The 21273-nt window shown below is 67.8% G+C and carries 18 protein-coding genes and 1 pseudogene; 4 read left to right on the top strand and 15 right to left on the bottom strand.

What is annotated here, in order from left to right:
* Position 1 precedes the first annotated feature (1 nt).
* The 12 genes and pseudogenes from ACIGFL_RS06905 to ACIGFL_RS06850 all read right to left on the bottom strand — a co-directional run bounded on the left by ACIGFL_RS06905 (position 2) and on the right by ACIGFL_RS06850 (position 12618).
* On the bottom strand, positions 2-865 hold the full coding sequence (locus ACIGFL_RS06905; RefSeq protein ID WP_397496636.1) for a methyl-accepting chemotaxis protein: 864 nt from the start codon (positions 863-865) through the stop codon (positions 2-4).
* Positions 860-1045 (bottom strand): annotated as a pseudogene (locus ACIGFL_RS06900) (HAMP domain-containing protein); the annotation flags it as partial. The gene ACIGFL_RS06905 and the pseudogene ACIGFL_RS06900, both read right to left, overlap by 6 nt.
* Before the next feature lie 1267 nt (positions 1046-2312).
* Complete coding sequence (locus ACIGFL_RS06895; protein ID WP_122107335.1) at positions 2313-3773, bottom strand: sodium-dependent transporter; 1461 nt, start codon at positions 3771-3773, stop codon at positions 2313-2315.
* Between the two features lie 120 nt (positions 3774-3893).
* On the bottom strand, positions 3894-4544 hold the full coding sequence (gene maiA, locus ACIGFL_RS06890) for a maleylacetoacetate isomerase (protein ID WP_397496587.1): 651 nt from the start codon (positions 4542-4544) through the stop codon (positions 3894-3896).
* Between the two features lie 30 nt (positions 4545-4574).
* Entirely contained in the window at positions 4575-5561 is a 987-nt protein-coding gene (locus ACIGFL_RS06885) for a fumarylacetoacetate hydrolase family protein (protein ID WP_397496586.1), read from the bottom strand.
* 50 nt (positions 5562-5611) lie between these two features.
* Positions 5612-6751 carry a homogentisate 1,2-dioxygenase gene (locus ACIGFL_RS06880; RefSeq protein WP_397496585.1) on the bottom strand — a complete coding sequence of 380 codons (1140 nt, stop codon included), beginning with the start codon at positions 6749-6751 and terminating at the stop codon, positions 5612-5614.
* A 4-nt stretch (positions 6752-6755) separates the two neighbouring features.
* Positions 6756-7838 carry a 4-hydroxyphenylpyruvate dioxygenase gene (gene hppD, locus ACIGFL_RS06875; protein ID WP_397496584.1) on the bottom strand — a complete coding sequence of 361 codons (1083 nt, stop codon included), beginning with the start codon at positions 7836-7838 and terminating at the stop codon, positions 6756-6758.
* A gap of 384 nt (positions 7839-8222) precedes the next feature.
* On the bottom strand, positions 8223-10001 hold the full coding sequence (locus tag ACIGFL_RS06870; RefSeq protein ID WP_397496583.1) for an ABC transporter ATP-binding protein: 1779 nt from the start codon (positions 9999-10001) through the stop codon (positions 8223-8225).
* A complete protein-coding gene (locus tag ACIGFL_RS06865) occupies positions 9994-10626 on the bottom strand; it encodes a DsbA family protein (RefSeq protein WP_397496582.1) in 633 nt (210 codons plus the stop codon). The genes ACIGFL_RS06870 and ACIGFL_RS06865 overlap by 8 nt, the downstream gene beginning before the upstream one ends.
* Before the next feature lie 2 nt (positions 10627-10628).
* Complete coding sequence (locus ACIGFL_RS06860) at positions 10629-11567, bottom strand: rhodanese-related sulfurtransferase (RefSeq protein ID WP_397496581.1); 939 nt, start codon at positions 11565-11567, stop codon at positions 10629-10631.
* Positions 11568-11818: 251 nt separating this feature from the next.
* Positions 11819-12112 (bottom strand): BolA family protein, encoded by a 294-nt coding sequence (locus tag ACIGFL_RS06855; RefSeq protein WP_397496580.1) that lies wholly within the window; start codon positions 12110-12112, stop codon positions 11819-11821.
* Between the two features lie 11 nt (positions 12113-12123).
* Positions 12124-12618 (bottom strand): DUF2059 domain-containing protein, encoded by a 495-nt coding sequence (locus tag ACIGFL_RS06850; protein WP_021443246.1) that lies wholly within the window; start codon positions 12616-12618, stop codon positions 12124-12126.
* A gap of 270 nt (positions 12619-12888) precedes the next feature.
* Here ACIGFL_RS06850 and ACIGFL_RS06845 point away from each other — a divergent pair, with 270 nt between their 5' ends.
* The 3 genes from ACIGFL_RS06845 (at position 12889) to ACIGFL_RS06835 (ending at position 15984) form a co-directional block, all read left to right on the top strand.
* Positions 12889-13899 (top strand): DUF2804 domain-containing protein, encoded by a 1011-nt coding sequence (locus ACIGFL_RS06845; protein WP_397496578.1) that lies wholly within the window; start codon positions 12889-12891, stop codon positions 13897-13899.
* Between the two features lie 80 nt (positions 13900-13979).
* Positions 13980-15374 (top strand): class II fumarate hydratase, encoded by a 1395-nt coding sequence (locus ACIGFL_RS06840; RefSeq protein WP_397496577.1) that lies wholly within the window; start codon positions 13980-13982, stop codon positions 15372-15374.
* Complete coding sequence (locus tag ACIGFL_RS06835; protein WP_021443243.1) at positions 15367-15984, top strand: NAD(P)H-dependent oxidoreductase; 618 nt, start codon at positions 15367-15369, stop codon at positions 15982-15984. Before ACIGFL_RS06840 ends, ACIGFL_RS06835 begins: the two co-directional genes overlap by 8 nt.
* Before the next feature lie 51 nt (positions 15985-16035).
* Here ACIGFL_RS06835 and ACIGFL_RS06830 read toward each other — a convergent pair whose 3' ends face one another.
* Positions 16036-16998, bottom strand: coding sequence for a DMT family transporter (locus tag ACIGFL_RS06830; protein ID WP_021443242.1), 963 nt, complete (start codon positions 16996-16998; stop codon positions 16036-16038).
* A gap of 282 nt (positions 16999-17280) precedes the next feature.
* Between ACIGFL_RS06830 and ACIGFL_RS06825 the strand changes: the two genes are divergently transcribed.
* Positions 17281-17538 carry a DUF6316 family protein gene (locus ACIGFL_RS06825; RefSeq protein WP_021443241.1) on the top strand — a complete coding sequence of 86 codons (258 nt, stop codon included), beginning with the start codon at positions 17281-17283 and terminating at the stop codon, positions 17536-17538.
* Between the two features lie 144 nt (positions 17539-17682).
* Here ACIGFL_RS06825 and ACIGFL_RS06820 read toward each other — a convergent pair whose 3' ends face one another.
* Entirely contained in the window at positions 17683-18672 is a 990-nt protein-coding gene (locus tag ACIGFL_RS06820) for an alpha/beta fold hydrolase (protein WP_397496576.1), read from the bottom strand.
* Between the two features lie 248 nt (positions 18673-18920).
* A complete protein-coding gene (metE, locus tag ACIGFL_RS06815; RefSeq protein WP_397496575.1) occupies positions 18921-21224 on the bottom strand; it encodes a 5-methyltetrahydropteroyltriglutamate--homocysteine S-methyltransferase in 2304 nt (767 codons plus the stop codon).
* Positions 21225-21273: the final 49 nt, after the last annotated feature.

Below are 21273 nucleotides of genomic sequence, written 5' to 3'. Positions count from 1 at the left end.
CTCAGGTGCGGAACTGCCGCACCAGTTCCTGCAGCTCCACGCCCAGGCGCGCCAGTTCGGCGCTGGAGGCGGCGGTCTGTTCACTGGCGGTGGCGCTCTGCTCGCCGATGTCGCGCACGCGGGTGACGCTCTCGTTGATCGCCTCGGCCACCGCGCTCTGCTCCTCGGCGGCGGCGGCGATCTGCTGGTTCATCTGCTCGATGGTGCTCACCGCCTGGGTGATGCGGCCGAGGGCGTCGCCCGCCTCTCCCGCCAGCTCGACGGTGCGCCGGGTCAGCTCGCGGCTGCTGTCCATCTGCTCCACGGCGCCCTTGGCCATGCGCTGCAGGCCGGCGATCAGGCTCTCGATTTCCTCGGTACTGTCCTGCGCGCGCTTGGCCAGCGCGCGCACCTCGTCGGCGACCACGGCGAAACCGCGGCCCTGCTCGCCGGCGCGGGCGGCTTCGATGGCGGCATTGAGCGCCAGCAGGTTGGTCTGCTCGGCGACGTTGCGGATCACCTCGAGCACGCTGCCGATGCGCGCGCTTTCCTGATTGAGCGCGGCAATGGCCTCGGCGGACTGCTCCACCTCGCTGGCCAGGCCGTCGATCTGATCCACTGCCTGCTGCACCACGCGGTTGCCCTGCTGCGCCTCCCGGTCGGCGTCGCGCGCCGCCAGCGAGGCCTGCTCGGCGTTCTGCGCGACTTCCTGCACGGTGGCGGCCATCTGGTGCATGGCGGTGGCGGTCTGCTCGGTCTCCAGCTTCTGCGTCTGCACCCCGGCGCTGGTCTGCGCGGTGATGGCCGAGAGCTGTTCGGCGGCGGCGGCGATCTGCCCCACCCCGCCGCCGATGCGGCCGACCAGGTTGCGCAGGCTGAGGGTCATGCCCTGCATGGCGGCGAACAGCTGGCCGACCTCGTCGCGGCGTTGCTGGGGAATGTCCTGGCTCAGGTCGCCCGCGGCGATACGCTGGGCGAAACCCACGCTCTGGCGCAGCGGCACGACGATCAGGCGGGTGATCAGCAGCGCGGCGCACAGCCCCAGCACCACCGCGGCGGCGCCCATGATGCCGAGCATCGTCAGCGCACGCTGGCTGTCGTCGATCATCTCTTGCTCCGCGGCAGCCTGGGCGGCATCGGCCAGGTCCACCACCGAGCGCGCACGCTCGATCATGGCGTTTTCCGTCGCCAGGTTCTGCTCGCGCAGTTGCTGGTAGTAGAGGAAGGAGCGCTGATACAGGGTCAGCGCCTGCAGCGCGGTCTCGATCGCCGCCTTCTGCTCGTCGTCGAGCCAGATCATCAGGCTGCGGGCCACGGTCTGCAGGTCTTCGCTGACGTACTCCCACTCCTCCAGCGCCTCGGCGGAGCCGTCGATGATGTACAGGCTCTCGTGGCCGCGCAGATCGAGCATGCGCTTGCTCAGACCTGAGGCGGTCTCGGCCAGGGTCAGCGGATCGCTGCCGCGCAGCTTGTCGCCCTGCAGGCGCAATTCGCGCACCGCGTCGTACATGTCCAGCTCGATCACCTCGAACTGATCGCGCGCCTCAGTGGCGGCGTTGCGCATGTCCTGCCGCGCTTCGCGCGCCCGATCCTGCTGCTCGACGTAGTTGTCGAACTGCTTGAGGTACTCGGCGACCGCCTGCTGCATGGTCTGCAGGCGCGTGCCCTCGACCGCGGCGGCCCCTTGCGCCAGGCGCTCCAGCATGCCCTGCACCTGGGTCAGGCTGGCGCGCACCCGCTCGGCGCTCTGCGGGCTCAGCTCGATGGCGAAGCTGCGCTCCAGACGCCGCGCCTGGAGAATCTCCTGATTGACCTGCGCCAGCTGGCCGACCTGAGCATGCCCCTGCAACACCGCTTGCACGGCGAGAAAGCCGCTGCCGGTCATCGCCGCGGTGAGCAACAGCACCAGACCGAAGCCGATGAGTAATTTCTTGCCGACGGCAAGGTTGGCGAACAGACGTGCGGCAGGCTCGAACATACAGGGCAACTCCAGGTTCTTCTTATTAGGGTCGCACCTCGTGAGCGCGACCTGGTCGATAGCCTAGGCAACCCTTGTGCCAGGCCTGTGACAGCACATCGGCCGACACGGGCAGAGGCTTGAGTGCTGGCAGTTGGCCAAGAGCGGATTGCCGAACGGAGCCTGCCGTCGGCGGGCGCTCCGCCGATTCGGCAAGGATCCGCTTATTGACGCCGGACTATTGGCGGATTTTCGCCAGGTATGGGTATGCAGCAATTAGCCCTGGCGTCGGTGCGCACGGCGCCCCCCACCGCTTTGGCCAGACGCAAAAAGGCGCAGCCCCTTGCGGAGCTGCGCCTGGATGTGCGCAGAGGACTCAGCGCCCGGCCAGCACCGGCATCACCCGCGGTCGCAGCACCTCGCCGGCCACCGCCAGCAGACCGATGGCGCCGGCGATCCAATACCACTGCGCCACCGGGTCGAACAGCAGCCAGCCCAGCGCATGCAGAAACACCACCAGGATCAGCACCGGGCTGACGTAGCGCACCATGAACAGCCACAGCGCGTAGCCGGCCGGCGGCAGGTTCAGCTCGTCGCGCATGATCTCGCCGCGCAGCACATAGCCGGCGAGGATCACCATGCAGATGCCGCCCAAGGGCATCATCCAGCGCGAGGTCAGGTAGTCCAGCCAGTCGAAGAGGTTCTTGCCCAGCGGCGTCCAGCCGGCCAGCAGGTTGAACGAGAGCATCGCCAGCAGGCTGATCAGCAGCAGCACCGCGCCGGAAACCACGGCGGCGCGCAGACGGCTGATGCCGTGCTTCTCGTTCAGGTAGGCGACGGTGGCCTCGATCATGGAAATCGCCGAGGTCAGCGCGGCGATCGACACCATGGCGAAGAACAGCACGCCGAAGGCGGTACCCAGCGGCATCTGCTGGAAGGCCAGCGGCAGGCTCATGAAGATCAGCCCCGGCCCTGCGCTCGGGCTCATGCCGTTGGCGAAGATGATCGGGAAGATCGCCAGGCCGGCGAGCAGCGCCACGCAGGTGTCGCAGATCGCCACCATAAAGGTGGTGCGGGCGATGGACTGGCCGTCGGGAATGTAGGAGCCGTAGGTGAGGATGGCGCCCGAGGCCAGGCTGAGGGTGAAGAAGGCGTGACCCAATGCGGCCAGCAGCGCCTCGCCGGTGATCTTCGAGGCGTCGAAATGGAACAGGAAGTCGAAACCGGCGCTGAAACTGCCGCTGGTGAAGGCGTAGCCGACCAGCACGATGAGCATCAGGGCCAGGCCCGGCATCATCCAGCGCACCGCGTTCTCGATGCCCTGCTGCACGCCCTTGGCCACGATCCACAGGGTCAGCAGTGCCACCAGCAGGCTCCAGCCGCCGAGCTGCCAGGGGTTGGCGTTGTGCGCCGCGAACACCCCGCCGAGCGCCTCGACGCTGCTGGCGGCCAGCGAGCCGTCGAGCATCTTCCAGGTGTAGGCGAAGGCCCAGCCGGCGACGACCACGTAGAAACACAGGATCATGAAACCGGCCAGCATGGCCATGCCGCCGACCGCCTTCCACAGCGGGTTGCCGCCGTTCTCGCGGACCACCCGGCCGATGGCGTCGATGGGGCTGCCGCGGCCGCGGCGGCCGAGGGCGATCTCGGTCATCATCACCGGAATGCCGATGGCCAGGATGCAGGCCAGGTACATCAGCACGAAGGCGCCGCCGCCGTATTCGCCGGTGATGTAGGGGAATTTCCAGATATTGCCCAGGCCTACGGCCGAGCCGGTTGCAGCGAGGATGAAACCCCAGCGCGAGAGCCAGAGGTTCTTCGGTTTTTCACGGGTCATGCGTCACCTGTTTGTTTTTATCTGTGACGGAATCGGACCCGCCGCGCTTGTGGCGCAGCGGAATGCAAGGCTTTTATCGAGCCGGGTTCGCCTGGGCACGGCAGGCAAGGCCAGCCGGGCTCACTGGGCGTCGGGCTGCGCCTCCGGTGCGGCCTGTTGGAAGGCCTGCAGGGGTTCGCAGCGCGCCGCCAGGGCGAGAATGCGTGGGTACGCGGCAAGGTCACAGTTAAAACGCCGCGCATTATACAGCTGCGGGATCAGGCAGGCTTCCAGATAACCGGGCCGCGCGCCGAGCGACAGGCGCCCGTCGAACGGCGCCAGGCCCTCCTCCACCGCCGCCAGCCCCAGCGCGACCCAGTGCTGGTACCAGGCGTTCTTCGCCTCATCGGAGGCGCCCAGCTCGGCGGACAGGTACTGCAGCACGCGCAGGTTGTTCAGCGGATGCAGATCGCAGGCGATATGCAGCGCCAGCGCCCGCACCTGCGCCCGCTCGGCGGGGTCGGCCGGCAGCAGTGCCGGCACCGGGAATATTTCCTCCAGGTACTCGAGAATCGCCAGCGACTGGGCGATGCGCACCCCGCCGTTCTCCTCGTCCACCAGCAGCGGCAGCAGCTGCTGCGGGTTCAGCGCGCGGTAGTCGGCGCCGTGCTGCTGACCGCCGTCCTTGACCAGGTGCACCGGCACCTGCTCATAGGCCAGGCCCTTGAGGTTCAGGGCGATGCGCACGCGGTAGGCGGCGCTGGAGCGCCAGTAGCCATAGAGCTTCAACATCTCGGATTCCTCTCGAAACGCTCCAAGGGATCAGCGGGCGTCGTACTGTTCCACCATCTGATCGATGGCGCCGAAGAGGCTCTGGCCGCTGGCGTCGAACATCTCGATACGCACTCGGTCGCCGAACTTGAGAAACGGCGTCTTGGCCTCGCCCGACTCGACGATTTCCAGCATGCGCTTTTCCGCCAGGCAGGAAGAACCCGCACTGCGGTCGTAGTTCGACACGGTGCCCGAGCCGATGATGGTGCCAGCGCCCAGCGGGCGGGTCTTGGCGGCGTGAGCGACCAGGGTGGGGAAGTTGAAGGTCATGTCCACGCCGGCATCCGGCTGGCCGAACAGCGCGCCGTTGATATGCGAGACCAGCGGCCGATGCACCTTGCCGTCCTTCCAGCTTTCGCCCAGCTCGTCCGGGGTGATCGCCACCGGCGAGAAGCTCGACGACGGCTTGCTCTGGTAAAAGCCGAAGCCCTTGGCCAGCTCGCCGGGGATCAGGTTGCGTAGCGATACGTCGTTGACCAGCATCAGCAAACGGATATGCCCGCCCGCCTCGGCCGGCGTGGCGCCCATCGGCACGTCGTCGGTGATCACCGCCAGCTCGGCTTCCAGGTCGATGCCCCAGGCCTCATCGGCCAGTCGGATCGGGCTGTGCGGCGGGATAAAGCTGTCAGCGCCGCCCTGGTACATCAGCGGGTCGTGCCAGAAGGATTCCGGCATCTCGGCGCCGCGCGCCTTGCGCACCAGCTCGACATGGTTGACGTAGGCGCTGCCGTCGGCCCAGTGATAGGCGCGCGGCAGCGGGCTGTGGCAGGCGGCCTGATCGAAGGCGAAGGCGCCCTGCTCCAGACCGTCGTTGAGGCGCTGGTAGACCGCCTCCAGCTTGGGCCGGGCCACGGCCCAGTCGTCCAGCGCGGCCTGCAGGGTAGCGGCGATCTGCGGCACGCGCACGGCGCGGGCCAGGTCGCGGGAAACCACGACGAGCACGCCGTCGCGGCCCTGGTTCAGTGATGCGAGTTTCATATGCGATTTCCGTTCTTGGCATAGGAGCCGGCTTGCCGACTCCTACAGGTTCAACCTTGGGTACCCGGCGCGCGCCAGGAGTTGACGTACTCGGCCACATCCACCGCAGCGGCGGCATCGGCCACTTCCAGGGCGCGACGGGTGTCGATCATCACCGCCACCTCGTCGATGAAGGTCGCCGGATCCTCCTGGCTCTTCTTCAGCGCCTTGGGATGCGGCCCGTGGGGGAAGCCGCAGGGGTGCAAGGTGACCATGCCGGCCTCGATGTTGTCGCGGCTGAAGAAGTTGCCGCGGTGGTAGAACAGCACCTCGTCGTAGTCGTCGTTGTTGTGGAAGAACGGCACCTTGAGCGCGCCCGGGTCGGACTCGACCGGGCGCGGCGTGAAGGTGCAGACCACGAAACCGTTGGCGACGAAGGTGGTGTGCGCCGAAGGCGGCAAGTGATAGCGATGGCTGAGCAGCGGGCGAATGTCGCGCCAGTTCAGCCGCACCACGGTGTTGTCGCCGTGCCAGCCGACCACGTCCAGCGGGTTGTAGGGGTAGGTCACGGTGCTGATCTGATTGCGCCGCTTGATCCTGATCTGCCAGGTGTTCTCGTCCTGCTGCGCCTTGAACGCCTCATCGATATGCGGGTGCTCCAGCACCGCCGGATCGAAGATCGCCTGCGGGCCGAGCAGGCCCTTGTCCGGCAGCTGGTAGGCGCCATCGCTGTTCTCGATCAGCAGGAAGTAGCTCGGCGTGCTGGCCTCGATGCGCCAGGCGGTGCCGCGCGGAATCAGCAGGTAGTCGCCGTCGCGATATTCCAGATGGCCGAAGTCGCAGTACAGGTGCCCCGCTCCCTCGTGGACGAACAGCAGCTCGTCGCCGTCGGCGTTGCGCACCAGATGGCGCATGGCGCCGTGGGTGCGCCAGACGCGCAGCTTCACATCGGCGTTGTGCAAGGTCAGCGGCGCCGCCAGCGGGCAGTCGCGCTCGCTGGGGATGTCGTTGAAGTTGAACGCGTGCGGGCGCAGCGGGCCTTCCCAGTCGATCCAGCCGGTGGGCGGATGCTTGTGGTGCAGGTGTGCGGTGGGGCCGAAGAAGCCTTCGCGGCCCATCTCGCGCTCGTAGGTGCCCTGCGGCAGGTCGCAGTGCGCCTGACGCGAGCACTCGCCCTCGCGCAGGGGAAAGCTGATCCATTTACGGCTCATGGCATCACTCCTCGGAGATCACGCCGCGACGCAGCTGGTCTTCCTCGATGGATTCGAACAGCGCCTTGAAGTTGCCCTCGCCGAAGCCCTGATTGCCCTTGCGCTGGATGATCTCGAAGAAGATCGGGCCGATCACCGTGTTGGTGAAGATCTGCAGCAGGATGCCGTCGTCGCCCGGCGCACCATCGATCAGGATATTCAGCTCGCGCAGCAACTCGGTCGGCTCGCCATGGCCGGCGACGCGGCTGTCGACCTTTTCATAATAGGTGTCCGGGGTGGTCATGAAGTCCACGCCGTTGGCGCGCAGCTGGCGCACGGTGGCGTAGATGTCGTCGGTGGACAGGGCGATGTGCTGGATGCCCTCGCCGTGGTACTCGCGGATGAATTCCTCGATCTGCGACTTGTCGTCGGCCGACTCGTTGATCGGGATGCGGATCTTGCCGCAGGGCGCGGTCATGGCGCGGGAGAACAGGCCGGTGAGCTTGCCTTCGATGTCGAAGTAGCGGATCTCGCGGAAGTTGGCGATGCGCTCGTAGAAGCCGGACCAGACGTCCATCTGCCCGCGTTTGACGTTATGGGTCAGGTGGTCGATCTGCTGCAGGCCGACGGCGTTGTCGTTGGGGCTGCGGCCTTCGATGTACTCGAAGTCGACGTCGTAGATGGTCTTGTCGCCGTAGCGGTCGACCAGATACAGCAGCGAGCCGCCGATGCCTTCCACGCAGGGGATGTTCAGCTCGCCAAAGTTGGCGTGGCTGCCGACCAGCTTGGCGCCCTGCTGCTCGACGTAGGCCGCGGCCTGGGCCGCGTTCTTCACCCGGAAGGCCATGGCGCAGGCGCTGGGGCCGTGCTTCTCGCCGAAGGCGCGGACGTGCCCGGTGGGGCTGCCGTTGAGGACGAAATTGATGTCGTTCTGCTGGAACAGCCAGACCTGCTTGGAGCGGTGCTTGGCGGTTTCGGTGAAGCCCATGGCGGTGAACAGCTGGCGCAGCTGGGCAATGCCTTCTTCGTTGGGCGCGGTGAACTCGACGAACTCGAAGCCGTCGGTACCGATGGGGTTGTGCTGCTCGATCTTGGCCACGGCGGTCATTTCGCCTCCTCGTTGTTGTTGTGGGCTGCGCCGTGAGGCGCGTTTGAATGAACCCATGACAACCCGATGGCAGACGGCGAACAAGGCGGCGCAACCGCCCGGTTGGGGCGATCTCAGCGAGGTATTGGCAAGTTTTCCTTACACCCTGAAAAACCAGGGGATGCGGCCTGGCAAGACCTGCAAATGCGTAAGGTTTTCTTGCCAGAGCGGTTCGCCAGGCTGCCAGACGAGCTGCCGCGGCGAGGCCGAGGAAGAGCATGCGTAGTGGATCGGGGCGCCGCGCCGAGGCTGAAGCGCGCAACGGTGGATGGGTAAAGCCTCGGCCACGCACCCCGATCCCCCTGAATCAGCTGTGCCCTGCCGGGCGGACAACGCGCCGGCGCCTCAGCGCTGCAGATGCCCGTAGAGCTTGGCGTACAGGCCGCCGTCGGCGATCAGCTGCTGGTGGTCGCCGTCCTCGGCGACGCTGCCGCCGTCGAACACCAGCACGCGGTCGGCCTGCTTCACCGCGCTCAGGCGGTGGGCGATGATCAGCGTGGTGCGCCCGTTGAGGAACTGCGCCAGCGCCTCGTGCAGGGCGTATTCGGTGGCGGCGTCGAGCGCCGAGGTGGCCTCGTCGAGGATCACCACCTTGGGCTCGGCCAATACCATGCGGGCAATCGCCAGGCGCTGACGCTGGCCGCCGGACAGGCGCACACCGCTGCGCCCGACCACGCTGTCCAGGCCCTGCGGCAACGCCTGGATGGTCGGCGCCAGCTGGGCGATCTCCAGTGCGCGCCAGCAGGCCTGGTCGCTGCGCTCGCGGCCCATGCACAGGTTGGCGCGCACCGTGTCGTTGAACAGCGCCGGGTGCTGCAGCACCACCGCGACGTTGTCGCGCACGCAGTCCAGGCCGATCTCCTCCTGGCTGCTGCCGCCGAAGCGGATGCTGCCGGCCTGTGGCGTGTAGAGCCCCAGCAGCAGCTGCACCAGGGTGCTCTTGCCGCCACCCGAGGCGCCGACTATGGCCACCTTCTCGCCGGGGGCGATGGACAAATCGAGGCGATCCAGTACCGGCTCCTCGCCGTAGGCGAAGGTCAGCCCGCGCACCTCGATGCCGACGGTGTCGCGACCCTTGAACGGATCGACGCAGCCCGGGTACTGCGGCTCGTCGCGCCGCGCCAGCAGCTCGTTGATCCGCGTCAGTGCGCCGCCGGCGGCGTAGAAGGCGTATTGCAGGCTGAGCAGCTGCTCCACCGGGCCGATCATGAACCACAGGTAGCTGAACACCGCGAGCATCTGGCCGATGGACAGGTCGGAGAACAGCACGGTGAGCATGGCGGCGGCGCGGAACACGTCGATGCCGAACTGGAACAGCAGGCCGCTGGCGCGGTTCGACGCATCGCTCTTCCACTGCGAGGCCACGGCAAAGTCGCGCACCTCGCGTGCCCGCCCACCGAGGCGGCCGAGGAAATAGCCCTGGCGGTTGCCGGCGCGCACCTCCTGGATGGCGTCGAGGGTCTCCGTCAGCGCCTGGGTGAAGCGGCCGGTGCTGTCGTTCTCGAGCTTCTTCAGGTGCTTGACCTGCTTGCCCAGCTGCACCGTGGCGTAGATCACCAGCGGGTTGAACAGCAGGATCAGCAGCGCCAGCTGCCAGTGCATCCAGATCAGGATGGCCGAGGTGCCGACCAGGGTCAGCACCGCCACCAAGAAGCGGCTGAGGGTCTCGCCGACGAACTTGTCCAGGGTGTCCAGGTCGGTGACCAGATGGGTGGTGACCGTGCCGCCGCCGAGGCTCTCGTACTCGCCGAGGGAAATACGCTTGAGCCGCTCGATCAAACGCATGCGGATGCGGTAGACGATGTCCTTCGACAGCCGCGCGAACAGGCGTGCCTGCAGCACGTTGAACACCAGCGCCGAGCCGCGCAGCAGCAGGGTCAGCAGCAGCATCAGGCCGATATAGCCGGCGGCGGTCTCCCAACTGGCCGGCAGGAAGTTGTCCATCACCTTGAGCGCGGCGTCGCCGTCGTGCAGCAGCACTTCGTCGACCAGCAGCGGCAGCAGCAGCGGAATCGGCACGCTGCACAGGGTGGCCAGCACCGCGACCAGGTTGGCGAGGATCAGCGCTTTCTTGTGCTGCAGGGCCAGGCGACGGATTTCTGCCCAGCTCAACCGATCAGGCATGGGCGGCGCGCTCCAGCCAGCGGCCGAGCAGCGGCGCCAGCACCTCCAGCGGTTGATAGCCGTTGGTCAGCAGCGCCAGCTGGCCGTCGCGCTCGGCCAGCAGGGTGGGAAAGCCGGCGATGCCCAGATCCTGCACCCAGCTGAAATCGGCGGCGGTGGCATCAACCATGGCCTGGCTGTCGAAGGCCTCGGCGAACTCGATGCGCGGAATGCCGGCCTGCTCGGCCAGTTGCACCAGCACGCCGGCCTGGGTGACGTCGACGCCCTCGGTGTAGAAGGCCTGCTGGATCAGCTTGAGCAGCGGCCAGGCGCTGGCCGCGTCGAGGCTGCGCGCGGTGACCAGGGCGCGGCAGGCCGGCTCGGTGTCGTAGACCAGGCCCTCGGGCAGGCCGCGCTCGAAGTCGAACAGCTGCCCGGTGCTGGCGTTGACCGCCTGCCAGTAGCCCAGGTAACGCACCCGCGCCGCGGCATCGATGGCCACCTGGTCGCGGCGCAGGCCGCCGACCACCAGCTGCAGCGGCACGCCGGCCGCCGCGGCCTGCTCGGCGAGGGCCTCGGCCACCGGGGCGAAGCCCCAGCACCAGGAACACATCGGGTCCATCACGTAGAGCAGGCGGCTTGCCATGGTCAGGCCTCGTTCAGTTGGCGGGGGTCGCGTCCCAGAGGATGCGGCTGGTTGCGCGCGCGCGCCAGCTCGATCTGCTTCTGCCGCTCGCGGGCGCCTTCACGGGTCTTCTCCGGCAGCGAGTCCCAGCAATGCGGGCAGCTGACGCCGGGGCTGTAGCGCTCGGACTGGCGGTCTGCCACGGAAATCGGCGTGCGGCAGGCGTGGCACTGGTCGTAGTCGCCCTCCGTCAGGTCGTGGCGCACGGTCACCCGGTTGTCGAAGACGAAGCAGTCGCCCTGCCACTTGGTCTCTTCCTGCGGCACTTCCTCCAGGTATTTGAGGATGCCGCCCTTGAGGTGATAGACCTCCTCGAAGCCCTCGCCGAGCATGTAGCTGGAGGCCTTCTCGCAACGGATGCCGCCGGTGCAGAACATCGCCACCTTCTTGTGCTGGCGCGGGTCGAAGTGGGCTTTGATGTACTCGGGAAATTCGCGGAACGACTTGGTCTTGGGGTCGATGGCGCCCTCGAAGGTGCCGATGGCCACCTCGTAGTCGTTGCGGGTATCGATCAACAGCACCTCGGGGTCGCTGATCAGGGCGTTCCAGTCCTGCGGCTCGACGTAGGTGCCGACGCGCTGGTTGGGGTCGACGCCCGGCACGCCGAGGGTGACGATTTCCTTCTTCAGCTTGACCTTGGTGCGATAGAACGGCTGCTCATCGCAGTAGGACTCCTTGTGGTCGATATCGGCCAGACGGGCGTCCTCGGCGAACCAGGCAAGCAACGCATCGATGCCGGCGCGGCTGCCGGAGACGGTGCCGTTGATGCCCTCTTCGGCGAGCAGCAGGGTGCCCTTGATGCCGTTATCGAGCAGGGTGTGCAGCAGGGGTTCGCGCAGCGCCTGGTAGTCCGGCAGGGAGACGAACTTGTACAGCGCCGCGACGACGATCTTGTCGGTCATGGAATGTCCTTCAGTAGTCGCCCACGTAAAGGGCGGACTGGGGCTCGATCGGCGCGAACTCGCCGGATCGAGAAGCCAAACGAAAGCGCCGGCGTGGGCCGGCGCGAGGCGGATTGTAACAAAGCCGCGAAGCGCCGGGGCGAGTTGGCGACAAGGCGCGACAGCCTGTCGCCTGGCCCGGCTGCAACGCTCCGCAGCGCGGGTCGAGCGCAGCGATAGCCGGGGAGGCCCCGGCGTTCATCCGGCCTGGGTCAATGACCGCCGCGGCAGGTCGGCGAGGCCGGCGCCACGCCCTGCGCCGCCCACTCCTCGGGGGTGTAGGTGTGCAGGGCCAGGGCATGGATCTGCGCCATCAGCTCGCCGACCGTGGCATAGACCTTCTGATGCCGCTTGACCGCATTCAGGCCGGCGAACGCCGGGCTGACGATCACCGCCTTGTAGTGGGTCTCCAGGCCGCGGCTGTGCATATGGCTCTCGTCCAGCACCTCGAGGTGCTCGGGCCGCAGATCGGCCAGCGCGGCGACGATCAGGTCTTGCTTGGACATCGTGGGCTCCATCAGGGTTGTTTCACGCCGAGCTCGTCGCTCATCTCGGCCAGCAGCTTGTTCACCTCCGGCACGGCGGTTTCCAGCTTACTCTGGGTGATCTGTGCGGACTGCGCGGTGAGGGTCGGCATCTTCTGCAGCACCTTCTGCCCCAGCGGCGACTCGTAGAAGGCGATCAGCTGCTTGAGCTCCTGCTCGTCGAAGTTGCTGGTGTAGAGCTTGACCATGTCGGGCTTGAGCTTGTCCCAACCCACCGCCTTGTCCAGCGCGGCATTGGCCTTGGCCTGATAGCTTTCCAGCAGCGCCTGCTTGCCGCCCGGCGCCTGGGCGAAGCGCTGGGCGAACATCTGCTGCACCTGGCCATACACCGGCACGGTCAGCTTGTCGGCATGTGCCAGCTTGAGGAAACGCTCGGCATCGGCGGCATGGCTGGCGGCATCGGCCAGGGCCAGGGACGCCGAGGCGCTGAGCAGAACGGCGGTGCACAGCTTGAATAGATGAGGCATGGGAAGGCTTCCGGGGGTGACGGGTGAGTCTGGGTAGACTGCGCTGGGGGCATTTTGTGCCCAAGCCCGGTTTACCTCAAGTCGGCCGCATCGTGCGCCAGCGCACAAAATCCCTGCGCACTGCCGCACCCGCTGGTCAGTTGCCAAAATGCCAGCACTTGCCCATGCTTGAACGTGCTCGGCATGCTGTGCGCCCCCGATTCGAATGGCGTGCGCACTCCTCGCCCCGGCAATTGATCGCCAGCCTGCGCACACACATGGACGTGCCCGATGACCAGTTTCGCCAGCCCCGCCGAATTTCCCCCCCAGCCGCTGTGCGACAGCAAGGGTCGGCTACTGGCCGAAGCCATCGGCTGGTCGAGCCGACCGCAGGTGCACTGCGCCCTGCGCGGCCACCTGGGCCGGCGCAAGCGCTGGAACCACTGGTGCATCACCACCCCGCAGTGGATGCTCGCGCTGACCCTGGCCGACCTCGATTACCTGGGCTACGGCGCCGCCTACTTCCTCGACCTGGACAGCGGCCAGGCCGTCGCCCACACCCAGCTGCGCCCCTTCGCCTTCGGCTGCCAGCTGCCCGACCTGCCGCTGGAAAGCCACGCCTTCAACCACCCGCGCCTGCAACTGCGCATCGACGAGCATCCCGGCCGCCTGCGCCTGACCGCCGCCGCCCCGGATATCGGCGGCCAGCCGCTGCAGGTGGCGCTGGACATCCAGCGCCCCGCCCACCTGCAATCGGTCAACCTGGTGGCGCCGCTGCAGGGCGGCGGCTTCCACGCCACCAGCCGCCAGCTCGGCCTACCCGCCGCCGGCAGCCTGCAGCTGGGACGCAAGCAGTACAGCTGCGCCCCCGGGCAGAGCTTCGCCGCCCTGGATTTCGGCCGCGGCGTGTGGCCGCTGAACAGCCACTGGCAACGCGCCGCCTTCGCCGCACCGGGCGGCATCGCCGGCAACTTCGGCTCCGGCTGGCTGGAACACAGCGGCCAGTCGGAGAACGCCCTGTGGTTCGGCGGCGAACTGCAGCGCCTGGACAGCCCCCTGAGCATCGAACAGAGCGCCCACGCGCCGCTGGCACCCTGGCGCCTGGACAGCGCGGACGAGCGCGTGGCGCTGCGTTTCAGCCCGCGCCAGCTGCACCGCGCCTGCCCCAAGCTGGGCCCCTTCCATGCCGACACCCAGCAGTGGTTCGGTCGCTACGACGGCGTGCTGCGCGGTCCCAAGGGCGAGCGGGTACCGGTGGACGGCGCCCTCGGCTGGCTCGGCGCGACCCATGCCCGCTGGTAATGGTCGCGATAGAAAATCCGCGGAACCAGTGCCCGACGCAACGGCCTAAACTGCCAGCCGTCCTACTCCCGGAGATCGCCATGAGCCGCACCGAAACCGACAGCATCGGCCCCATCGAAGTCCCCAACGAGGCCTATTGGGGCGCGCAGACGCAGCGCTCGCTGATCAACTTCGCCATCGGCACCGAGCGCATGCCGCTGGCAGTGCTGCACGCCCTGGCGCTGATCAAGAAGGCCGCGGCGCGGGTCAACAGCCGCAGCGGCGAGCTGCCGGCGGATATCGCCCGGCTGATCGAACAGGCCGCCGACGAGGTGCTGGGTGGCGACCACGATGCGCAGTTCCCCCTGGTGGTGTGGCAGACCGGCAGCGGCACGCAGAGCAACATGAACGTCAACGAGGTGATCGCCGGCCGTGCCAACGAACTGGCCGGCGGCACGCGCGGCGGCAAGAGCCCGGTGCATCCCAACGATCACGTCAACCGCGCGCAGAGCTCCAACGACTGCTTCCCCAGCGCCATGCACATCGCCGCGGCGCAGGCGGTCAGGCACAGCCTGCTGCCGGCCATCGCCGAGCTGCGCGACGGCCTGCAGGAGCAGGCGCAGCGCCACGCCCACCTGGTCAAGACCGGGCGCACCCATATGATGGACGCCACCCCCATCACCTTCGGCCAGGAGCTGTCGGCCTTCGTCGCCCAGCTCGGCTACGCCGAGGCGGCCATCCGCGCCGCCCTGCCGGCGGTATGCGAACTGGCCCAGGGCGGCACCGCGGTGGGCACCGGACTCAACGCCCCACCCGGCTTCGCCGAGGCCATCGCTGCCGAGCTGGCCGCGCTGAGTGGCCTGCCACTGACCAGCGCGCCGAACAAGTTCGCCGCCCTCGCCGGCCACGAGCCGCTGGTGCAGCTCTCCGGCGCGCTGAAGACCCTGGCCGTGGCGCTGATGAAGCTGGCCAACGACCTGCGCCTGCTCGGCTCCGGCCCGCGCGCCGGCCTGGCCGAGGTGCGCCTGCCGGCCAACGAGCCGGGCAGCTCGATCATGCCCGGCAAGGTCAACCCGACCCAGTGCGAGGCGCTGTCGATGCTCGCCTGCCAGGTGCTGGGCAACGACGCCACCATCGGCTTCGCCGCCAGCCAGGGCCACCTGCAGCTGAACGTGTTCAAGCCGGTGATCATCCACAACCTGCTGCAGTCGATCCGCCTGCTCGCCGACGGCTGCCGCAACTTCCAGCAGCACTGCATCGCCGAGCTGCAGCCGGATGCCGTGCAAATGGCCGCGCACCTGGAGAATGGCCTGATGCTGGTCACCGCGCTGAACCCGCATATCGGCTACGACAAGGCCGCCGAGATCGCCAAGAAGGCCTACGCCGAGGGCAGCACCCTGCGCCAGGCGGCGCTGCAGCTGGGCTACCTGAACGACGCCCAGTTCGACCAGTGGGTGCGGCCGCAGGACATGCTCGGAGCCGGCAAACATGACTGAGGGCAAGAGCGGCGCCACGCCGCTGGAAGGCGACGGCAAACGCATCCTGATGATCTTCGGCACGCCCAAGCGCGAAAGCCTGTGCCATGCCCTCGGCGCCGCCTACGCCCAGGGCGCGCGCGACCAGGGCCATGTGGTGCGCCAGCTGAAGCTGGGCGAGCTGCAGTTCGACCCGATCCTGCGCGACGGCTACGACCAGAGCCAGAACCTGGAACCCGACCTGCTCGAGGCCCAGCGCCTGATCCACTGGGCCGAGCACCTGGTGTTCGTCTACCCGGTCTGGTGGGGCGGCCTGCCAGCGCTGCTCAAGGGCTTCTTCGACCGGGTGTTCCTGCCCGGCTTCGCCTTCAAGTACCGCCACCGCTCGCAGCTGTGGGACAAGCTGCTGAGCGGGCGCAGCGCCGACCTGCTGGTGACCCTGGACACCCCGCCCTGGTACTTCCGCTGGGTCTACGGCGCGCCGGCACACCGGCAGATGGTGCGCACCATCCTCGGTTTCTGCGGGATCAAGACCCGCCGCCTGGCCGAATTCGCCCCGGTGCGACCGTCCAGCGAGGAGCAGCGCCAGGCCTGGCTGCGCAAGGCCGAGGCGCTGGGAGTCAAGGCCTAGGCAGCGCGTAGCGCTGGCCTGGATTGCCGGCTGCTGGGGCGCGCGGCGCCTCTACGCCCTGGCCAACCGCCTTGCCTTGCGCGCGCGCAGCCCGGCCAGCAGCGACGGCCCCAATGCGGTCAGCGCCGAGCCCAGCACCACCAGCAGGGCGCCGCCGTAGGCGATCCAGTTGACCTGCTCGGGCTGCACGTGATCCGGCCACCAGCTCGCCGCCACGGCCACCGAGGCGAAGGTCACCAGCGGGGTGATGGCCAGGGTGGCGCTGACCCGCGAGGCCTCCCAGTGTGCCAGCGCCTCGGCGAAGGCGCCGTAGGCCACCAGGGTGTTGAGGCAGCAGGCCAACAGCAGCCAGCCCTGCAACGGGCTCAGCTCGAGCGCCTGCAGCGGCTGCGCCCAGGGCGTCAGCAGCAGGGCGCAGGCCAGGTAGATCACCATCATCACCTGCACCGAGTTCCACAGGGTCAGCAGCTGCTTCTGCGCCAGGCCATAGAAGGTCCAGACGAAGGCCGCCGCCAGGACGATCAGCACGCCGGCGGTGTAGGCGGTGAGCGAGGTCAGCAGCTCGCCCAGGCGCTGATTGAAGAACAGCACGAAGCCCAGCAGCAGGATCGCCAGGCCGATGCCCTGGCCCAGGCTGAAACGCTCGCGGAAGACGAACAGGCTGCTGACCAGCAGCAGGATCGGCGCCACCTGGATCACCAGCTGCGTCGTGCCGGGGCTGAGCAGATTGAGGCCGACCAGGTACAGCACGTAGTTGGCGGTCAGTCCGGCGATCGCCAGCACCAGCAGCCAGGCGCCCTTGCGCCCCAGCGGGCGAAAGCGCGGCAGCCGGCGGGACGCGGCCAGGTAGGCGAGCAGCAGCGAGCCGGCCACCAGCAGGCGGTACCAGGTGACAGTGACCGGGTCCATCACCTGCAGCACTTCTTTCAGCTTGATCGGCAGGATGCCCCAGAGCACGGACGTGGTCAGGGCGAGCAGCAGGCCGTAGAGCCAACGGCCGGAGGAGATATGCATGGCGACCTCGAAACGGGCGACCCGGCAAGTCGCTCGGGCCGCAAAGCGCCATTCTAGGAGGCGGACCGCAACCGGCACAGTAACAGTTAGGTGGCGTTGCACGGCGCAACTGTACCGCCCTCACCCCTGGAAATGCCAGGCTTCCGGCGCCAAAATCTTGGAAAACTCGACAAAAAGCACCAATCAGGCCGACAACCTCGACCACTGGTCGCTTCGCTCGGCAGGGCGCAAGGCGCGCAGTAGACTCAAATCATCCAGCCTTTGTAGATGGAGAGCTTTTTTATGTTCGGTCAACGCAGCCTCGACGCCCAACCTGGGACGCATTACCGCAGCTCGCGCCTGAGCGCCGTCAACGGCCAATATTTCTTTTCGACCCGAGAAGGCACCCTGGAAGGGCCGTTCGCGTCCCGCCACGACGCCGAATTGGCTGTGGCCCGCTATATCGATCGGGTGAACATGGCCGACAAGCTGCTGCGCCACAGCAACGACCATATCGACAACCTGCAGCGCCGTACAGTCCAGCGGGATCAGGAACTCTGAGCGTCTCGACGCCTGCCCCCGCTTATCCGCACCCTTGTCCCTTCGAGCCTGCTTGCCGTTGATTTGGCTTGCCGGCGATTTCCCCACCGGCTACGCGAATCGCCTCCTCAAATCGTGCAAACGAGTGGAAACTCTCGCCGAACTTCAAAGCCTTGCCAGCCCCAGATCCTGCCGGTGCGCGGCCAGATGCGGCAGCACCGCGGCCAGCAGCGGCTCCTTGAATGCCTCCTGAAAGCGATGGGCCAGCCCCGGAATCAGCTTGAGTTCGGCCCCCCGGATATGCGCCGCCACGTGCACGCCGTGCATCACCGGCAGCAGCGGGTCGGCGGTGCCGTGCACCACCAGGGTCGGCACCCGCAGGCGCCCCAGCAGCGCCACCCGGCTCGGTTCGGCGAGGATCGCCAGCAGCTGACGCTGCACACCCTCGGGGTTGAAGGCGCGGTCGTAGGCCAGCTGCGCCTGCTGCAGCAACAGCGCACGGTCGTCGCGCACCGCCGGGCTGCCCAGTGCGGCGAGCAGGTCGGCCTGCTGCTGCAGCGCCGCCTCGCGACTGCCCGCCTCTCGCCGCGCCAGCAGGCGCAGCAGCGACTCGTCCGGTGCCGGCAGGCCCTGGGCGCCGGAGCTGGTCATCACCAGGGTCAGGCTGAGCACCCGCGCTGGCGCCAGGTCGGCCAGGTGCTGGGCGATCATGCCGCCCATGCTCGCCCCCAGCACATGGAAAGCCGCAACGCCCAGAGCGTCCATCAGACCCAGGGCGTCGCCGGCCATGTCGCGCAACCGGTAAGGCGCGCCCGGCGCCAGGCCGAGGCGGTAGCGCAGCACCTCGTAGCCCAGGTTGATGGCCGGCGCCGGCTGCCGCCAGCTGCTCAGGCCGACATCGCGGTTGTCGAAACGTATCACCCGAAAACCCTGCTGGCACAGGCGCTCGACCACCTCGTCGGGCCAGTGGATCAGTTGCCCGCCCAGGCCCATGACCAGCAGCAACGCCGGGTCGCGCTGACTGCCGATGCTCTGGTAGGCCAGGCGCACGTCGCCGACGTCCACGTAACGGGTCGGTTGCTCGAGCTCGCAGCGAGTCGCCGCCCAGGACGGCAGGCCGCACAGCAGCGCCGCCAGGAAAATAAATAGACGCATGAAAACACCGGAAACGCAGAACCCCACTGAACCGCGAGTCTGGTGATAGTCGTTCGTGAGCGCTGCCACACAACGATGACAATTTGATGAAGGAAGACGAGCGGTCGCCCTGCGGCTCCGCGTTGGGCTTCGCTGCGCTCAGCGCCAACCTACGTCCGTAGGTTGGGTTGAGGAGCCTGCGACGAAGCCCAACGCCCCTGGCTCCCATCGAACGGCAACGCAGGCAAACCGACAGGGCGAAGCGCCGATCAGGCCAGTTCGGCGCGCAACTGCCTGGCGGCGGCGACCATATTGACCAGCGCCGCCTCGGTCTCCGGCCAGGCGCGGGTCTTCAGGCCGCAGTCCGGATTGACCCACAGCCGCTCGACGGGGATGCGCGTGGCTGCCTTGCGCAGCAAGCCGGCCATCTCGGCGCTGTCCGGCACGCGCGGCGAGTGGATGTCGTAGACGCCCGGGCCGATCTCGTTGGGATAGGCGAAACGCTCGAAGGCCTCCAGCAGCTGCATGTCCGAACGCGAGGTCTCGATGGTGATGACGTCGGCATCCATGGCGGCGATGGACTCGATCACATCGTTGAACTCGCTGTAGCACATGTGGGTATGGATCTGCGTCTCGTCGCGCACGCCGCTGGCGGTCAGACGGAAGGCCTCGGTCGCCCAGTCCAGATAGCCCTGCCAAGCGGCCCGACGCAGCGGCAGGCCCTCGCGGAAGGCCGCCTCGTCGATCTGGATGATCTTGACGCCGGCCGCCTCCAGGTCCAGCACTTCGTCGCGGATGGCCAGGGCCAGCTGGCGCGCCTGCACCTCGCGCGGCACGTCCTCACGCGGGAAGGACCACATCAGCATGGTCACCGGCCCGGTCAGCATGCCCTTCATCGGCTTGGCGGTCAGGCCCTGGGCATAGCGAATCCAGTCCACCGTCATCGCCCGCGGACGGCTCAGGTCGCCGACTATCACCGCCGGTTTGACGCAGCGCGAGCCATAGCTCTGCACCCAGCCGAAACGGGTGAAGGCGTAGCCGTCGAGCTGCTCGGCGAAGTATTCGACCATGTCGTTGCGCTCGGCCTCGCCATGCACCAGCACATCCAGACCGAGGTTTTCCTGCACCTCGACGGCGTGGCGGATCTCGCTGTGCATGGCCTCGGTGTACTCGGCCGCGCTCAGCGTGCCGGCCTTGAATGCCTGGCGCGCCAGGCGAATGGCGGCGGTCTGCGGGAAGGAGCCGATGCTGGTGGTCGGCAACGGCGGCAGCTGCAGGTGCGCGCGCTGCCGCTCGCTACGCGCGGCGAAGGGCGACTGACGCTGGGCGTGACGCGGGCCGATCGCCGCCAGGCGCGCCTGCACCTTGGCCTTGTGGATGCGCTTTGATGCGGCGCGGGCGGCCTGCACCGCGCGGCTCTGCGCCAGCGCGGCCTGCACCTCGGCATCCTCCGGCGCCTCCAGCGCCTGGCCGAGCAACGCGACCTCGCGGCATTTCTGCACGGCAAAGGCCAGCCAGCTCTTAAGTTCGGCGTCCAGCTGATCCTCGCGTCCCAGGTCCACCGGACTGTGCAGCAGCGAGCAGGACGGCGCCACCCACAGGCGCTCGCCCAGGCGTTCGTGGGCATGGCGCAGCAGCGCCAGCGTCTGCTCCAGGTCGCAGCGCCAGACGTTGCGACCGTTGACCACGCCCAGCGACAGCACCTTGTAGGCCGGCAGGCGATCGAGGATGGTCGGGTACTGCTCCGGCGCGCGCACCAGGTCGATATGCAGGCCGTCCACCGGCAGATTGGCGGCCAGGCCGAGGTTGTCCTCCAGGCCGCCGAAGTAGGTGGCGATCAGCTTCTTGCCCGGCTCGCGCTGCAGCAGGTTGTAGGCACGCTCGAAAGCGTTCTTCCAGTCCTGCGGCAGGTCCAGCGCGAGGATCGGCTCGTCGATCTGCACCCATTCCACGCCCTGGGCAGTCAGACGCCGGAGCATCTCGCCGTAGACCGGCAGCAGGCGTTCGAGCAGCTCCAGCTTGTCGAAGTCGCTGCCCTTGGTCTTGCCCAACCACAGGTAGGTCAACGGGCCGATCAGCACCGGCTTGACGGCGCGACCGAGGGCATGGGCTTCGTCCACTTCCTCGAACAACTGTCCCCAGCTCAGGGCGAACTGCTGGTCGACGGCAAACTCAGGCACCAGGTAGTGGTAGTTGGTATCGAACCACTTGGTCAGCTCCTGGGCGTGGGCGCCGCCGCAGCAACTGTGGCCGCTCTGGTTACCAACGGCGCCACGGGCCATGGCGAACAGGGTATCGAGGCCCGGCTTGCCGGCGGCCGGACGAAAGCGCTCGGGGATCACGCCCAGCGCCAGGGAATGGCCGAGCACCTGGTCGTACCAGGCGAAGTCGCCGACCGGCAGCAGCTCGATGCCGGCGTCCTTCTGCAGCTGCCAGTGCTCGGCGCGCAGGCGCTGACCGACCGCACGCAGACCGGTCTCGTCGAGCGTGCCTTGCCAATGGGCTTCGAGGGCTTTCTTCAGTTCGCGGTCGCGACCGATACGGGGAAAACCGAGGGAATGGGACAGGGCCATGTCAGAACGCTCCATAGGGAAATCGGGATGGCGCTATTCTCGGCAGCTG

It is taken from the genome of Pseudomonas sp. NPDC077649 (assembly GCF_044542855.1).
Taxonomy (GTDB): domain Bacteria; phylum Pseudomonadota; class Gammaproteobacteria; order Pseudomonadales; family Pseudomonadaceae; genus Aquipseudomonas.
The sequence above is the reverse complement of the archived record's forward strand: the minus strand, read 5'-3'. Positions and strand labels throughout refer to the sequence as shown.

Bases quoted from the DNA above. Each gene is read 5' to 3' on its own strand.
- ACIGFL_RS06905 (WP_397496636.1), bottom strand. From the start codon at position 865: ATGACCCTCAGCCTGCGCAACCTGGTCGGCCGCATCGGCGGCGGGGTG.
- ACIGFL_RS06895 (WP_122107335.1), bottom strand. From the start codon at position 3,773: ATGACCCGTGAAAAACCGAAGAACCTCTGGCTCTCGCGCTGGGGTTTC.
- maiA (WP_397496587.1), bottom strand. From the start codon at position 4,544: ATGTTGAAGCTCTATGGCTACTGGCGCTCCAGCGCCGCCTACCGCGTG.
- ACIGFL_RS06885 (WP_397496586.1), bottom strand. From the start codon at position 5,561: ATGAAACTCGCATCACTGAACCAGGGCCGCGACGGCGTGCTCGTCGTG.
- ACIGFL_RS06880 (WP_397496585.1), bottom strand. From the start codon at position 6,751: ATGAGCCGTAAATGGATCAGCTTTCCCCTGCGCGAGGGCGAGTGCTCG.
- hppD (WP_397496584.1), bottom strand. From the start codon at position 7,838: ATGACCGCCGTGGCCAAGATCGAGCAGCACAACCCCATCGGTACCGAC.
- ACIGFL_RS06870 (WP_397496583.1), bottom strand. From the start codon at position 10,001: ATGCCTGATCGGTTGAGCTGGGCAGAAATCCGTCGCCTGGCCCTGCAG.
- ACIGFL_RS06865 (WP_397496582.1), bottom strand. From the start codon at position 10,626: ATGGCAAGCCGCCTGCTCTACGTGATGGACCCGATGTGTTCCTGGTGC.
- ACIGFL_RS06860 (WP_397496581.1), bottom strand. From the start codon at position 11,567: ATGACCGACAAGATCGTCGTCGCGGCGCTGTACAAGTTCGTCTCCCTG.
- ACIGFL_RS06855 (WP_397496580.1), bottom strand. From the start codon at position 12,112: ATGTCCAAGCAAGACCTGATCGTCGCCGCGCTGGCCGATCTGCGGCCC.
- ACIGFL_RS06850 (WP_021443246.1), bottom strand. From the start codon at position 12,618: ATGCCTCATCTATTCAAGCTGTGCACCGCCGTTCTGCTCAGCGCCTCG.
- ACIGFL_RS06845 (WP_397496578.1), top strand. From the start codon at position 12,889: ATGACCAGTTTCGCCAGCCCCGCCGAATTTCCCCCCCAGCCGCTGTGC.
- ACIGFL_RS06840 (WP_397496577.1), top strand. From the start codon at position 13,980: ATGAGCCGCACCGAAACCGACAGCATCGGCCCCATCGAAGTCCCCAAC.
- ACIGFL_RS06835 (WP_021443243.1), top strand. From the start codon at position 15,367: ATGACTGAGGGCAAGAGCGGCGCCACGCCGCTGGAAGGCGACGGCAAA.
- ACIGFL_RS06830 (WP_021443242.1), bottom strand. From the start codon at position 16,998: ATGCATATCTCCTCCGGCCGTTGGCTCTACGGCCTGCTGCTCGCCCTG.
- ACIGFL_RS06825 (WP_021443241.1), top strand. From the start codon at position 17,281: ATGTTCGGTCAACGCAGCCTCGACGCCCAACCTGGGACGCATTACCGC.
- ACIGFL_RS06820 (WP_397496576.1), bottom strand. From the start codon at position 18,672: ATGCGTCTATTTATTTTCCTGGCGGCGCTGCTGTGCGGCCTGCCGTCC.
- metE (WP_397496575.1), bottom strand. From the start codon at position 21,224: ATGGCCCTGTCCCATTCCCTCGGTTTTCCCCGTATCGGTCGCGACCGC.